The organism is Enterobacter cloacae complex sp. P14RS (assembly GCF_014895895.1).
Classification (GTDB): Bacteria; Pseudomonadota; Gammaproteobacteria; order Enterobacterales; family Enterobacteriaceae; genus Enterobacter; species Enterobacter bugandensis.
Genome location: NZ_JADBQM010000009.1, coordinates 1 through 13769, shown reverse-complemented (window position 1 = coordinate 13769; position 13769 = coordinate 1). Strand labels below are relative to the sequence as shown.

At 56.0% G+C, this 13769-nt stretch carries 15 protein-coding genes; 13 read left to right on the top strand and 2 right to left on the bottom strand.

Going from position 1 to position 13769, the window contains the following annotated elements; translation table 11 throughout:
* Positions 1-59: 59 nt before the first annotated feature.
* Complete coding sequence (locus IM295_RS08195) at positions 60-683, top strand: helix-turn-helix domain-containing protein (protein WP_028012518.1); 624 nt, start codon at positions 60-62, stop codon at positions 681-683.
* On the opposite strand, the gene IM295_RS08190 is transcribed toward IM295_RS08195, so the two are convergent.
* The gene (locus tag IM295_RS08190) at positions 684-1322 is read right to left on the bottom strand and encodes a hypothetical protein (protein WP_193066525.1); all 639 of its coding nucleotides are present in this window, start codon (positions 1320-1322) and stop codon (positions 684-686) included.
* Complete coding sequence (locus tag IM295_RS08185; RefSeq protein WP_193066524.1) at positions 1322-2887, bottom strand: peptidoglycan-binding protein; 1566 nt, start codon at positions 2885-2887, stop codon at positions 1322-1324. Before IM295_RS08185 ends, IM295_RS08190 begins: the two co-directional genes overlap by 1 nt.
* Positions 2888-3188: 301 nt before the next feature.
* On the opposite strand from IM295_RS08185, the gene gspC reads away from it, so the two are divergent.
* From gspC to IM295_RS08125, 12 genes are all read left to right on the top strand, one after another.
* The gene (gspC, locus tag IM295_RS08180; RefSeq protein ID WP_193066523.1) at positions 3189-3920 is read left to right on the top strand and encodes a type II secretion system protein GspC; all 732 of its coding nucleotides are present in this window, start codon (positions 3189-3191) and stop codon (positions 3918-3920) included.
* Positions 3921-3933: 13 nt separating this feature from the next.
* Positions 3934-5868: a type II secretion system secretin GspD gene (gene gspD, locus IM295_RS08175; RefSeq protein ID WP_048959671.1), complete on the top strand. Its 1935-nt coding sequence runs from the start codon at positions 3934-3936 to the stop codon at positions 5866-5868.
* Between the two features lie 14 nt (positions 5869-5882).
* On the top strand, positions 5883-7361 hold the full coding sequence (gspE, locus tag IM295_RS08170; protein ID WP_006809432.1) for a type II secretion system ATPase GspE: 1479 nt from the start codon (positions 5883-5885) through the stop codon (positions 7359-7361).
* Positions 7361-8569: a type II secretion system inner membrane protein GspF gene (gene gspF, locus IM295_RS08165; protein ID WP_045261802.1), complete on the top strand. Its 1209-nt coding sequence runs from the start codon at positions 7361-7363 to the stop codon at positions 8567-8569. The genes gspE and gspF overlap by 1 nt, the downstream gene beginning before the upstream one ends.
* A gap of 3 nt (positions 8570-8572) precedes the next feature.
* Positions 8573-9022 (top strand): type II secretion system major pseudopilin GspG, encoded by a 450-nt coding sequence (gene gspG / locus IM295_RS08160; RefSeq protein ID WP_028012525.1) that lies wholly within the window; start codon positions 8573-8575, stop codon positions 9020-9022.
* Positions 9022-9507 carry a type II secretion system minor pseudopilin GspH gene (gene gspH, locus IM295_RS08155; protein WP_028012526.1) on the top strand — a complete coding sequence of 162 codons (486 nt, stop codon included), beginning with the start codon at positions 9022-9024 and terminating at the stop codon, positions 9505-9507. The genes gspG and gspH overlap by 1 nt, the downstream gene beginning before the upstream one ends.
* Positions 9500-9877: a type II secretion system minor pseudopilin GspI gene (gene gspI / locus IM295_RS08150; protein WP_028012527.1), complete on the top strand. Its 378-nt coding sequence runs from the start codon at positions 9500-9502 to the stop codon at positions 9875-9877. Before gspH ends, gspI begins: the two co-directional genes overlap by 8 nt.
* Complete coding sequence (gene gspJ / locus IM295_RS08145) at positions 9874-10509, top strand: type II secretion system minor pseudopilin GspJ (protein ID WP_193066522.1); 636 nt, start codon at positions 9874-9876, stop codon at positions 10507-10509. The genes gspI and gspJ overlap by 4 nt, the downstream gene beginning before the upstream one ends.
* Positions 10506-11516, top strand: coding sequence for a type II secretion system minor pseudopilin GspK (gene gspK, locus IM295_RS08140; RefSeq protein ID WP_193066521.1), 1011 nt, complete (start codon positions 10506-10508; stop codon positions 11514-11516). The genes gspJ and gspK overlap by 4 nt, the downstream gene beginning before the upstream one ends.
* Before the next feature lie 15 nt (positions 11517-11531).
* Positions 11532-12665: a type II secretion system protein GspL gene (gene gspL / locus IM295_RS08135; RefSeq protein ID WP_193066520.1), complete on the top strand. Its 1134-nt coding sequence runs from the start codon at positions 11532-11534 to the stop codon at positions 12663-12665.
* Positions 12662-13147 (top strand): type II secretion system protein GspM, encoded by a 486-nt coding sequence (gene gspM, locus IM295_RS08130; protein WP_045261799.1) that lies wholly within the window; start codon positions 12662-12664, stop codon positions 13145-13147. The genes gspL and gspM overlap by 4 nt, the downstream gene beginning before the upstream one ends.
* On the top strand, positions 13144-13769 hold a 626-nt coding region (locus IM295_RS08125), incomplete at its 3' end, for an A24 family peptidase (RefSeq protein WP_193066519.1). The genes gspM and IM295_RS08125, both read left to right, overlap by 4 nt.

Genomic DNA, 13769 nt, shown 5'->3' with positions numbered 1-13769 from the left:
CGGTTTTAATGCCGCGGCCATGCTATGTCTAATAAATCTAATCTTAAATGGGTATAACAATGTTAAGCATTTACGGTAAAAAATTACGTCCACAACCTGAAATGGAAGCCATTATTTCTGCCACAGAAGGTTTTGAAGAGAAAACCTTAAAGAAATGGCAGAAAATTTCCACGGCTGACTCTCAGTATATTCATATTATCGTCAGCGGCGAAGTCGAATTCCGTCGTGAATCAGACGAACTCTGCATGTTTACCGTCACCGGACAGTGCGTGTTTGGCCTGTCCGCTATTTTCTATCAGTCAGCCCATATGTACGGCCTGGTCCGCGCAAACACCGTAGTACGCAGCATCAAAAAAGAGGCCTTCGCGCAGCTTATGACCGAGAAAAATCTGTGGCCTGAATTGACCAAAGTGCTCTCCTGGTACATCTGCCTGCTGAGCAAACGCGATGATGTTCTGGTCGCCCGTAGCGCCTATTCTGTGGTCCGCGAATTCCTCTACGAAATTAATGAGCTGATTGTTCACCAACAGCGCGATATTAATATCTATGACTATATTCAGGAATATACCAACCTGGCCCGCAGTACCATTATTAAAATCCTCTCCGACCTGAAGAAAGGTCAATATATTGTGGTGGAGAAAGGTCGTCTGCTTAACCTCACCACGCTACCTGAAAAATATTAACTACTCCAGCCGGTCTCCTTTTTTACTCAAAGGAGACTGGACGTTATCGTTATGCAACAAACTGCTTTGCGATTGATCCTGCGTTTCGTCAACCGGCGGCGCGGGAATTTTGCCTTGAGAATAATCCTGCTCTTGTTCTTTTAACGCCTGCTTAAACAATTCGGCTAACGAAGCATCTTCACTTCCCGACGACGCGGTGGCGTTTTCGTGCGCCTCGGTTCCCGGCAGGGTATCACGCGAGGTATCGTGCCCGGCATCCTGCGGCACGGTGCTGTCAGGGGCCTGTTGCCAGTCAGCATCATCGGTGCTTATCGGCAGATCCTGCATGGGCGGCATCTCTTCCTTTACCGGCGCCGGTTTAGGATGCGGATGCGGGAACGGTTTACTCACGTACACATAATGCATATCGGAAAGCTGCGTTTCCGGTTTAGCGACGCTCGCTTTTACCGGTTCAGGGGCCGGGTGGCGCAAATTCCAGTAAATATGCGCGTACAGCCCTGCCATGACCAGGGCGCACAAACCCAATACCCATAAAAAGGTATGACCGCAAATTTTTCTCAGGCTGGGGAGGCGGTACGAAAACCAGACCGCCTCTCCGTTGCTGTAGCTGCGCTGAGCCGCAAGACAGATGGTAGACATTAGGAATGCTTCTCCTGCGTGTTGGCGTCCGGTGTGGCATGCGTGGCCTGAATCAACACGCTCGGCGTGGTATGGGTTTCACGCATTAACTGCATCAGCGTATCTTCCCCTGGAATACCATCCACATGCAGATGCACTTTTTGCTGGAACTCGCGGGTGCGTTTCATCATCTCAGCCGTCCAGGTCTGAGCATGGGTTTCAGGCTGGCCAAGAGCCAGACTCAGCGCCTGATCCAGCCAGCCCATGTCTTTCGCATCGCTGGCGGCGCTGATGGCATCTTTGCCTTCCGGCGTCAGGCGATGCAGCTGGGTAAAGTTACCGGTGGCATGCTGGTTAAACCAGCTGCGGCTCACCTGCCAGGTGCGGTTATTCATCAGCAGATCCATCGAGTCATCGCCTACGCGGGCGACAACAGCGTAGTTAAGATGGTTACCGGTTTTGAGTTCACTGACCCACGGATAACCCTCCTGTGCCAGCGTATCCGGTGACGCGATGCCCTGTTTACACATCAGATTGACCTTCCCGGCGTTCTGACACAGCGCATCATCCGCGGAGGCGTCATACCCCCACATCAGGTACAGCTGGTGCATCGCATCCGGCTGATTAACCACTTCATTGTCGATAACCGGCACGACAGGCGCGTCGGCTTTTGGCTTCTGCTGTTTCCAGCTCGCCGGTACGGGAAGCTGAATCGGCAGTTTTGCATTGATTGAGGCGGTTAAATACCATCCGCAGGCGGCGAACAGAACCGAGGCGAACAATCCCACGGTCGCCAGGCGCTTACCGTGTTTTTTCGCCGGGAGGATCTCGCCTGCCGCCAGGCGTAAATGACGCGGGCTGACCTGCGCTGCACGTTCGGTCCAGGCCGCGAGCATTGACAGGTGCGCCAGTTCATTCAGTTTGCTGATGTTGCCTTTGGTCAGCGCGTGCATCTTGCGCACGCGCGCCGGGGTTAGCGGCGAATTTTCGCACCCGTGTTCTTCACACTGCGCCTGCACATAGCTGAGAAATTCCCGGCAGGTCAGGGGACGCAATGTATGACGGGTATGGGCATATTCGCGAAGTTCAGATGGGTGTAAGAGGGCGGCTTCCTGCTCCGCGCTGCCCATCAGCACGATGGACAGACGGAACTCCAGCTCCTGAGCACGCGTAAGCAACATCCCCAGCACCTCACGGCAGGTCTCCTTCATCGCTTCCGCGTGACGGATGACCAGGGTTTTGCTGCGGTTTTTTCCGCCCTGCCACTGATGCAGCACGGCATCCACCGCCTGAATGCGGCTCTTGCTCTCTTTCGTTCCCGGGTTGAGCTTGTACAGCAGGCTACTGGCACTCAGCTTAGGAAACGCGTTGATGGCAATGGCGCCAGGAAGGCTGGCCTTCAGCGCATCGCTGAAGTGGCCCAGCAGCGGTGCGTCGTTGCAAAAGAGCCCGATAATTCCCGCCACCTGGCTTTTCTCTTTCAGCAGGTTGAATACGTCCTGATGATAAGGCACCAGAAAATCGCCGGAGAAACCCGTGATTGTTCTGAATGGCGGTTGTTTAAATTTAAAGTGGCTCTGATACATAACGACTTACCGTCTCTGATTAGGAATAGCAACAGGACGAGAAAGTAAAGCAACGCCACAGGGTGGTCAATTTGCGCACAGGGTAAAAATATCCAGTTGCAATGACCTAACATCCCGATTTTATTTGGTCAATAGTTTTTTTTATTAAAGTTAATGGCGAAGTCGATGGTCGTATTTACGGCAGTTAATTACTATTTTTCACACATATTGGCGCAGCCCGACGCTGCTTATTTCCGCTTTGCTAAAGGCCAGATGAAAAATGAGGTTCTCATTTCTGTCACGGTGGATAACGCCTTGTATTATGTTTGTGCTGTTAATTTTTTGCGGCCAGCAAGGCTATCTGACGTTTAAAGATTATAAAAAAGTTACGAATAAGTTGGCTAAATCTGATGAACAGCCGCTGAAAAATCGTCGTGAAGAAAAGACATTTACTCTGTTCACGACTGCGGTGCGTCAGGATAACTTACCGGCTGCCGCGAAAGCCCCGCTGGCAGCGGAAATTGAAGGAATTGTCAGCAGTGACGATGCCTGGCTCTCCTTTGCGGTGATTAAAACCCCGGCAGGCCAGCGCAGCTATCGCGAAGGCGAGCCGCTGACCGGTTTTAACGATGCCTTTATTCAGGAAATTAACAAAGACAATGTGGTGGTTAATTATGAAGGTGCTACGCAGGTACTGGCGTTAAATAAGCCTGACTATTTTAAGGGCGGCGTTGATAGCGGCCCGGTAACCAAATCGACGAAAGATGCAGGCGCGGAAAGCGTGCATCTGGATGATTATCTGGTGTTAAAACCGGTAATCGAAAAAGGCCAACTGGAAGGCTACAACATCAATCCAAGGAATGCCTCAGCGTTCTTCAGCCATTCCGGGCTGGAAAAGGGCGACGTGGCTGTGAAAGTCAACTCTGTCGATATGACCGATGAAGCAAAGGCAAAAAGTATTATTGCCAACTGGTCGAAAATGAAAGAAGCGGAGGTCGTCGTCAGACGTCACGCTCACCTTGAAAATATTCGGGTTAATGTTCTAAACAATTAACAAGTGTACAGACATGAAGAAATTTCCTTGGGCGTGCGTGGCGCTGACCGCATTGTCGTTATATTCCAGTTCGCTGCTTGCAGCTAACTTTAGCGCGAGCTTTAAAAATACCGATATCCGCGAGTTTATCGATACGGTAGGCCGCAATCTTAACAAAACCATTCTCGTCGACCCGTCCGTTCAGGGCACGGTGTCGGTCAGAACCTATAACGTGCTGACGGAAGATGAGTATTACCAGTTCTTCCTGAGCGTGCTGGACCTGTACGGTCTGTCGGTGATCCCGATGGACAACGGCATGGTCAAAGTGGTGCGCTCAAGCGTAGCCCGCACCGCCGGGGCCCCGCTGGCCGACAGCAAAAATCCGGGCAAAGGCGATGAGATCATCACCCGCGTCGTGCGCATGGAAAACGTGCCGGTGCGCGAGCTGGCGCCGCTGCTGCGCCAGCTGAACGATGCCACCGGTATCGGTAACGTGGTGCATTTTGAGCCGTCGAACGTCCTGCTGTTAACCGGGAAAGCCTCGGTGGTGAACCGCCTGGTGGATCTGGTGCAGCGCGTCGACAGAGACGGCATTCAGCGTCGCGAAATCGTGCCGCTGCGCTTTGCGTCCGCCAAAGAGCTCTCCGACATGTTGAACAACCTCAACAACGAAGAGCAGAAGGGGCAGAACGCGCCGCAGCTCGCCACCAAGGTGGTAGCGGATGACGAGACCAACAGCCTGGTGATCAGCGGTTCGGAAGATGCGCGCATGCGCACCCGTTCCCTGATCCATCAGCTGGATCGCGAGCAGAACAACGAGGGGAATACCCGCGTCTTCTACCTCAAATACGCCAGCGCCACCAAAGTGGTTCCGGTGCTGACCGGTATTGGCGAGCAGCTGAAAGACAAGGCGGGTGCGCCGAAGTCGAAAACCGCCACGGCGGCCAGCGATCTGAATATTAGCGCCGATGAGTCAACGAACTCGCTGGTGATCACCGCGCAGCCTAACGTGATGAACTCCCTGGAGAAGGTGATCGACAAGCTCGACATTCGCCGTCCGCAGGTGCTGGTGGAAGCGATCATTGCTGAAGTGCAGGACGGTAACGGCCTGGATCTCGGCGTGCAGTGGACCAGCAAGCACGGCGGCGTGCAGTTCGGCTCAACCGGCCTGCCTATCAGCCAGATTAAAAACGGCACCATGAAGGGGGCAAGCTTCACCGGCCTGGCGACCGGTTTCTTCAACGGCGACTTCGGCGCCCTGATGACCGCGCTCTCCACCGACGGTAAAAACGACATTCTCTCCACGCCGAGCGTGGTCACGCTGGATAACAAAGAAGCGTCGTTTAACGTGGGCCAGGACGTGCCGGTCCTTGCCGGTTCGCAGACCACCAGCGGCGACAACGTCTTTAACTCCGTTGAGCGTAAGACCGTCGGTACCAAGCTGAAAATTGTGCCGCAGATTAACGACGGCGACATGATCCACCTGAAGATTGAGCAGGAAGTCTCCAGCGTTGACAACAGCGCGACGGAAGACGCCAGCCTCGGCCCAACCTTCAACACACGCACCATTAATAACGAAGTGATGGTCCACAGTGGCCAGACGGTGGTGCTCGGCGGCCTGATGGAAAACGTCACCAAGCAGTCGGTTTCCAAAGTGCCGCTGCTCGGCGATATCCCGCTGGTGGGCCAGCTGTTCCGCTACACCTCGCAGGACACGTCGAAACGCAACCTGATGGTGTTTATCCATACCACCGTCCTGCGTGACGACGACAACTACAGCGCCGCGTCGAAAGAGAAATATGACCAGATCCGCGTTCGCCAGATGCAGCGCGTGGAGGAGAAAAAGCTCGGCATTATTGAGCCAGCGGATAACGCCATTCTGCCCGCGTTTCCGTCTGCCGACACTAAGACTGCCACCCATGCCGCACCGGTGAAAACCAGCGCGACACGCAATCCGTTTAAAGAGTAAGGCGGAGGGGCAACGTGGACGAACTGAGTAAAACATTGTGTAGCAGCAGCTACGCAAAAGATAACGGCGTTTTATTTTATAACAATGACGTCTATATCCGTGATGACACCCCGGCATTTGCACTGCTGGAAGTGCGCCGGGTGCTGGGACGCGCGTTCGTCCCGGTCACCCTCACGCCGGAAGCGTTTGACGAGATGCTGGCCAAAATCTGGCAGCAGAGCAGCGGCGTCTCGCAGCAGCTGGTGGACGATATGGACGCCGATATCGACCTGATGGCGTTAACCGAGGAGATCCCGGATAACGAAGATCTGCTCGATAACGACGAAAACTCGCCGGTAATCCGCCTGATCAACGCCATTCTCGGCGAGGCGGTGAAGGACGGCGCGTCGGATATTCATATCGAAACCTTCGAGCGCACACTGAGCATTCGCTTCCGCGTTGACGGCGTGCTGCGCCCGGTGCTGCAGCCTGCGCGCAAGCTCGCGCCGCTGCTGGTATCGCGCATCAAGGTCATGTCAAAACTCGACATCGCCGAGAAGCGCCTGCCGCAGGATGGCCGTATCTCCCTGCGCATTGGCCGCAAGGCGATCGACGTGCGCGTCTCGACCATTCCGTCCCAGTACGGCGAGCGCGTGGTGATGCGTCTGCTCGATAAAAGCAATCTTAAGCCTGACATCAACAAGCTGGGCCTGATTGATGAAGAGCTGGAGAAGCTGAAAGGGCTGATTGACCGCCCGCACGGCATTATCCTGGTCACCGGGCCGACAGGCTCCGGTAAAAGTACCACCCTGTACGCCATTCTTTCGGCGCTGAACGGTCACGAACGCAACATTCTGACCGTTGAAGACCCGATTGAATACGAGCTGGAAGGGGTGGGGCAGACGCAGGTTAACCCGCGCGTGGACATGACCTTTGCCCGCGGGCTGCGCGCCATTCTGCGTCAGGACCCGGACGTGGTGATGATCGGGGAAATTCGTGACGGTGAGACCGCGCAAATTGCGGTACAGGCGTCGCTTACCGGTCACCTGGTCATGTCTACGCTGCACACCAACAGCGCCGCAGGGGCGATAACTCGCCTGCGGGATATGGGGCTGGAATCCTTTTTAATCGGTTCATCGTTGCTCGGTGTCATTGCCCAGCGTCTGGTGCGTCGGCTGTGTACGCACTGCCGGACCACCAGTCCGCTGGATGCCAATGAAAAAGCGCTGTTCAGCTTTATGGACGCGCCGCCAAAAGCAATCTACCGCGCGGTGGGCTGTGAACACTGCCGCCAGAGCGGCTATCAGGGCCGGGCCGGTATTCATGAGTTCCTGGTGGTGGACAGCACCATGCGCCGCGCCATTCATGAAGATAAGGACGAAATGTCCATCGAGACGCAGCTCTTTAAGCAGGCTTACAGCCTGCGTGAAAACGGGCTGCTGAAGGTGATTAGCGGCGTGACCTCGCTGGAAGAGGTGATGCGCGTCACCGCCGAGCGTGGGGGGGATGCGTAATGGCCTTCTACGCCTGGACCGCAACGGACGGCGCGGGGAAAACCCAGCGCGGCACGCTGCAGGCCGAGGGGCAAAAGCAGGTTCGCCAGTGGCTTCGCGAGCAAAAGCTGATGCCCGTCAGCATCAACGAAACCCGCGAGGCGGCGGCGTCCGGTAAAGCGAAAACCGGCGCAAAGCTCTCCACGCCGGTGCTGTCGATGTTTACCCGCCAGCTTTCGACGCTGGTCAACGCCGCGCTGCCGCTGGAAAGCGCCCTGAAGGCTATCTCGAAGCAGACTGAGGACAAAAAGCTGGCGGCGATGGTGGTGGAGATCCGAGAGAAAGTAGTGGAAGGCCACACGCTGTTCGACGCGTTTAGCCAGTTCCCGCGCACCTTCGACAAGCTCTACTGCACCCTGGTGATGGCCGGCGAAAAAACCGGCCACCTGGGCGACGTGCTGGAGAAGCTGGCGGAGTACAACGAGCAGCGCCAGAAGATGAAAAGCAAGCTGACGCAGGCGATGGTCTACCCGATTACCCTGACCGTGGTCGCCATCGCGGTCATCAGCATTCTGCTGGTGGCGGTGGTGCCGCAGGTGATCGAGCAGTTCACCCACATGAAGCAGCAGCTGCCGATCACCACCCGCACGCTGATTGCGGTGAGTGATTTTCTGCAGGCGTATGGGATCTACATCGTGGGGATCCTCGGCGGCGGGTTTGTCGGCTTTAAGACCTGGCTGAGAAACGCCAAAAACCGTTTTCGCTGGCACAGCTGGCTGGTGAACGGCTCGCCGATCAAAAAGCTGGTATGCGCCATCAACAGCGCCCGCTATATCCGCACCCTGAGCATTTTGCAGGCCAGCAGCGTGCCGCTGCTGGAGGGGATGTACATCGCGATGGACGGTATCGAAAACCTCTACGCCCGGCAGGTGCTGGAGCAGGCGGCGGATACCGTGCGTCAGGGGGCATCGCTCTATGCCGCGCTGGAACAGGCGAAATTATTCCCGCCAACCATGCTGTATATGATTGCCTCCGGCGAAGAGAGCGGGGAATTAGGCAATTTAATGGACCGCGCGGCGGAAAACCAGGAATCGGCATTGCAGCATCGAATTACATTAACGCTGTCGGTATTTGAACCGGCGCTGGTGGTATCCATGGCGACGATTGTTTTATTCATCGTGCTGTCAATATTACAACCGCTTCTGCAACTTAATAATATGGTAGGTTAAATCATGGCTTTAAAACGTAAAAACCTGGCGCGTCAGGCGGGTTTCACCTTGCTCGAATTAATGGTGGTCATTGTTATTCTCGGCGTACTGGCGAGCATGGTGGTGCCAAACTTAATGGGCAATAAAGAAAAAGCAGATACGCAAAAAGCAACCAGCGATATTGTCGCGCTCGAAGGTTCGCTGGATATGTATAAGCTGGATAACCACCGCTACCCGACAACCGAGCAGGGTTTACAGGCGCTGGTAACCAAGCCTGAAATCGCGCCAATCCCGAACGGCTACCGTGCTGATGGCTATATCCGTCGCCTGCCGCAGGACCCGTGGGGCGGAGATTATATTCTGGTTAGCCCGGGCGAACACGGCGCGGTCGATGTCTTCTCCGCCGGTCCGGACGGTGAAGCCAATACCGCCGATGATATTACGAACTGGTCTCTGGATAAGAAAGAGAAATAATGAATAAACAACGCGGCTTTACGTTGCTGGAAATTATTCTGGCGCTGGTGATATTTGCCAGCTGCGCCATGATGGTGGTGTCAACCATACCCTCACGCAGCGGTGCGGATATATTTGGCCAGCAATTAAAAGCCCTCGTTGATTATGGTTCAGACCGTGCGGTGATGGACGGAAATATCGTCGGGCTGGTCATCACGACGGATAATTATCAGCTGGTGACGCTCGAGGATAAAAACGGCGAACGTCACTGGGTGCCGTTATCCGCCGGGCGTATTACCACCAAAGGCGATTTCCCGGAAGAGATGCACGTTTCGCTCTCGCCCCAGCGCCTTGCCGCCACGGTAAGTGCCGATCCGCAGGTGCTCTTTTTACCGGACGGCGAAATCAGCCGCTTCACGCTGACGCTGCAAAGCTATGACAAACAGCACCATTTCCGCGTGGTGTCGCAAGGCGCTGCGCCTGTATCGGTAGAGAACGATGGCTAACGGCAAAAAGCAAAAGGGGATGACGCTGCTGGAGGTGATGGTCGCGCTGGTGATCTTCTCCACCGCCGCGCTGGCGCTGATGAACTCCGTCTCCCTGAACGTGCGTTTCACTCACGGCCTGGCCGACACGCTGCAGGCCAGCTGGGTGGCGGAAAATCAGCTGGCGGAAGCGCAGCTCACGAAAACCGACTTCCCGGACGCCGAGGCGCAGGGGACGGAAATCATGGGCGGGCGCAGCTGGAACTGGCGCAAGCAGCGGGTGAAAACCGCCGACAACGGCTGGGCGAACGCCATTCGCGTCTACGCGGAAGGGGACGACAGCCAGCCGGTTATCGCTTTGCAGATCGTTCCGCCGGGAGAGAGCAAGTGAAAAAAACGCGACGCCAGCGCGGGTTTACCCTGCTGGAGATCATGATTGCCCTGACCATTTTCGCGGTGATCAGCACCCTGGCCTGGCAAATTCTGGACGGCGCAATGCGCACCAGTTCGGCAACCGACGCCAGCGCCGCGAAGCTCAATCAGCTGCAGCGGGCCTGGAATCTGATGGAGCGCGATTTCTACCAGCTGCAGGCGCGCGCCCCGCGTAACGAGCCGGATCTGTTTCGTCAGGTGGATGATGCGCTTGAGCTGACCACGCTGAATGGCGTGAGCGGAACGATCCAGCTGGAGCGTGTGCGCTGGCGCCTGGAAGAGGGGCGTCTGTATCGCGACGTCTGGCCGGTGATTGATGGCCCGGTGGACGCGAAGCCCGATGAAGTGCCGATTGTCAGTGAGGTGAAATCGCTGCAGTGGCGTTTTTACCGTCAGGGCTGGCAGAAAAGCTGGAGCGACCCGGCGCATCTGCCGGACGGCGTGGAGCTGACGCTGACCATGGAAAACGGCGATACCTGGCGCTGGGTCTTTACGACCCCGGGCGATATGCCTGAAGCGGCGGCGCCAGCGCCCGCCGCTGCGCCAGAGACCGCGTCTGCGCCGCTGCCGGCACCGGAAGCAAAATCATGAGTGCATTACGTAAACAGAAAGGGGTAGCGCTGCTGGTGGTGCTGATCCTGCTGGTCATGATGTCGGCGCTGGCCGCCAAAATTAGCCAGCAGTTCTGTCGCAATCTGCAGAAAACCCATTATCAGGTCAGCCAGCAGCAGTTGCGCTGGGCGATGCAGGCGCAGGAGAAGGTGGTGAAGGACCGCCTGCAGACCGACGCCACCGGTGAAAACAAGGCTCTGAACCTGGACGGCGACTGGCACCAGCCGCTGGAGACGCGGGGCGAAGATTACACGGTGGTCAGCCAGGTGGAAGACGCGCAGGACTGCTTTAACGTCAATAACCTGCTGGCCGCAGAGAAAATACCACAGGGGCAAAACGCGCCCGCCGTGCCGGAAAAACCGCGCAACGAGCAGATTGTTGAGCAGATCCTGACGGAAAGCGGCATCAGCCACACTACGGCAGAAGAGGTGTATCAACAGCTGGTGGACTATCTCGATGGCGACGCGACGACGGCCAAAGACGGTGCAGAGAGCGATGCCTGGGCGGGCGTTGTGCCCGCCCGACAGCCCGCGAACCAGATGATGCGCACCATTGCTGAGATCAAACAGCTGCCCGCGTTCCCGGTAGCGGCATATCCGAAGGTGAGCAAGCTGCTCTGCGCGCTGCCGGACTCTGCCAGCAAGGTGGATGTGAACACCCTGAAACCGGAACAGGCCGCCTTACTGGCCGCCCTGTTCCCCGGAAAATTAACGGAAGATGATGCCGTTCGCCTGATTGATTCGCGTCCTGAAACGGGCTGGGAAAATATGGAAACCTTCAGCAAAGCGCTGGAGCAGACCTTCCCGCAGTTGAAAGACGATCTCCCGCAGGTGGCTGAGTTTCTCTCCATCAGCAGCCGGTATTTCCGCGTGAACTATACCGGCAATACCGATGAATTAACGCTTCGCGTGGTTAGCCAGCTTCAGATCAATAACGAGGCCGGTGAGATCGTGACGTGGCAACGTCGTTACCGAATGATTGAATAAGAAAAGTAGATCGCTATGAAACAGGTACTTTTTGTTCGTCCCGATAACCGCGAGGGCGGGAAAATAATGGGGTGTGTCTCCGGCAGCCAGCAGGTTGAGACGCTGGAGAGCCTGGACGCGCTGGCGGACCACCCACTGGCGGCCCGTGTTTGTCTGCTGCTGCCCGCCAGCAGCATGATCTTCCGCCATTTTACGCTGCCGAAGAAAGTCGCCTCTCAGGCGACGGCATTCTCCTGGATGGCGGAAGAGACGCTGATTGGCGAGGTGGATAATCTCCACTGGACGGTGCTGAACAAAAAAGGCGCTGAGGTTGATGCGGTGGCGATAGATGCCGATCTGCTGCGCGGGTGGTTAAGCCGCTGTCAGGAGGCGGGGTTAAAAGTGATCCAGGTGCTGCCGGATGCCTGGCTGCTGCCCGTGACGGCTGGCGGAAGTACTCTTGTCGCTCAGGACGACGGCTACTGGCTACGTTTATCACCGCATGTTGCCAGCGAAATGGAAGCGAGCCTGCTGCCGCTTCTGATGCAGAAGGCCGGAGAGGGGGAGGTGTGCTGTTACGGCGAAGCGCCTGCTGGTGTGGACGTCGACATCGCCCAGCCCTGGCAGCATCCGTTGGTGCTGATCCAGCCGCAGTGGCAGGCCTGTCGCGTGAATCTGCTTCACGGTGAATTCAGCCTTAAGGCCGGTAACGGGCGCGTCGCGAAAAGCATGAAAGCCGCAGTGGCGATTGCGGGCCTGCTGTCCGTTGGCCTGCTGCTGGGGCCGCGCATTGCGATGGCCTGGATGCTGGTGCAGCAGGAAAACCAGATACAGGAGGAGATCCTCCAGGTGTATAAGCACCATTTCCCCAGCATGCGTCACCAGACCAATATCAAATATCACTTTGGTCAGAACGTCAAAAAACAGAGTAAGGGGATCTTCCTTCAGCTGGACGAGCTGGCGACCGCCCGGCAGTCAGTGCCTACGATGGAAATCGATCTGCTGGAATATGATGCGCAGCAAAACACGCTGACGCTGAGCGTCAGCGCGCAAAACCAGCCCGCGTTGCAGGCGTTTGTTAATCAGACCCGTGAGAATTTCGATTTTACCTTACAGCCTGTTTCAACCACCGAACCCTATACCGCCATGATCGCAGGGAAACATAAATGAAAGAGCGAATCGCGCAGCTGAAATCACGCTACCAGAACTACAGCGCCCGGGAGAAAGTTATTTTAAAACTCTGCATCGTTGCCCTGCTTGGGGCTGCGGTGTATTACGCAGGAGTCATCCCTTTGGATAATATGATTCAAAATAGTAAATCGACGCTTAAAAGACAAAAAGAGACGCTTAACTGGATGCGCAATGAAATTGATAAAAATCATCTTCAGGTTCAGTTAGTCAAAACGGATAATCCTCGCACGGTGGTCGAGAAAAGCGCCAATGAAATTAACCTGTCGCTGACGGACGTGCGCCAGGAGGGACAAACTTTATCGTTCGTGGTTAATCGGGTAAATGTTTATGAATTAAAAAACTGGCTGCGCGAAATTAATCAAACCTCCGGCGTCAGATTGCAAAAAATAAACCTCACGCCGGTTGACCATCTCAGCGATGTAAAAGCGCAGGTGCAGCTCACCTGGGCAAAAAACGCATGAATACCTTCTCGCTGATCCGGGAGGCCTGCCCGGTTAGTTTTCCGATAATGAGTGCGATCCTGGGCGGGATTATGGGCAGTTTTCTTGGCGTTGTTGCCGAGCGCCTGCCGGGGATCGTGATGGATGGAGAGGGAAGCGGCAATCTGCTCTTTCCTGCCTCGCACTGTCCGGTGTGCCAGCACACGCTTGCTGCATGGGAAAATATCCCCCTGGTCAGCTGGCTGTTATTACGGGGACGCTGCCACCAGTGCGGCACGACCATCCCGCTGCGGTTATTTTTGATCGAATTTTTCTCGGCGCTGTTTTTTGGCGTTACGGCCTGGTGCATGCCGGACGTTCAGGGGTTGTTTTCGCTGTGGTTACTCGCGCTGTTTTTACTGCCACTGGCGATGATCGACTGGCAGCATCAGCTTCTCCCGGACTGCCTGACCCAGCCGCTGTTGTGGGCAGGTCTCTTACTCCATGCATTTGACCACAGATTGCCGTTGCAGGACTCGCTGTTCGGTGCGGTAGCGGGCTATCTGTCGCTCTGGCTGCTTTACTGGGCCTTTCGCCTGCTGACCGGGCGGGAAGGGCTGGGCTACGGCGATTTTAAGCTGCTGGCGGCCTTAGGCGCCTGGTG

Bases quoted from the DNA above. Each gene is read 5' to 3' on its own strand.
- gspG (WP_028012525.1), top strand. From the start codon at position 8,573: ATGGCTTTAAAACGTAAAAACCTGGCGCGTCAGGCGGGTTTCACCTTG.
- IM295_RS08190 (WP_193066525.1), bottom strand. From the start codon at position 1,322: ATGTCTACCATCTGTCTTGCGGCTCAGCGCAGCTACAGCAACGGAGAG.
- IM295_RS08195 (WP_028012518.1), top strand. From the start codon at position 60: ATGTTAAGCATTTACGGTAAAAAATTACGTCCACAACCTGAAATGGAA.
- gspD (WP_048959671.1), top strand. From the start codon at position 3,934: ATGAAGAAATTTCCTTGGGCGTGCGTGGCGCTGACCGCATTGTCGTTA.
- gspK (WP_193066521.1), top strand. From the start codon at position 10,506: ATGAGTGCATTACGTAAACAGAAAGGGGTAGCGCTGCTGGTGGTGCTG.
- gspC (WP_193066523.1), top strand. From the start codon at position 3,189: ATGTTTGTGCTGTTAATTTTTTGCGGCCAGCAAGGCTATCTGACGTTT.
- gspM (WP_045261799.1), top strand. From the start codon at position 12,662: ATGAAAGAGCGAATCGCGCAGCTGAAATCACGCTACCAGAACTACAGC.
- IM295_RS08185 (WP_193066524.1), bottom strand. From the start codon at position 2,887: ATGTATCAGAGCCACTTTAAATTTAAACAACCGCCATTCAGAACAATC.
- gspF (WP_045261802.1), top strand. From the start codon at position 7,361: ATGGCCTTCTACGCCTGGACCGCAACGGACGGCGCGGGGAAAACCCAG.
- gspL (WP_193066520.1), top strand. From the start codon at position 11,532: ATGAAACAGGTACTTTTTGTTCGTCCCGATAACCGCGAGGGCGGGAAA.
- gspI (WP_028012527.1), top strand. From the start codon at position 9,500: ATGGCTAACGGCAAAAAGCAAAAGGGGATGACGCTGCTGGAGGTGATG.
- gspH (WP_028012526.1), top strand. From the start codon at position 9,022: ATGAATAAACAACGCGGCTTTACGTTGCTGGAAATTATTCTGGCGCTG.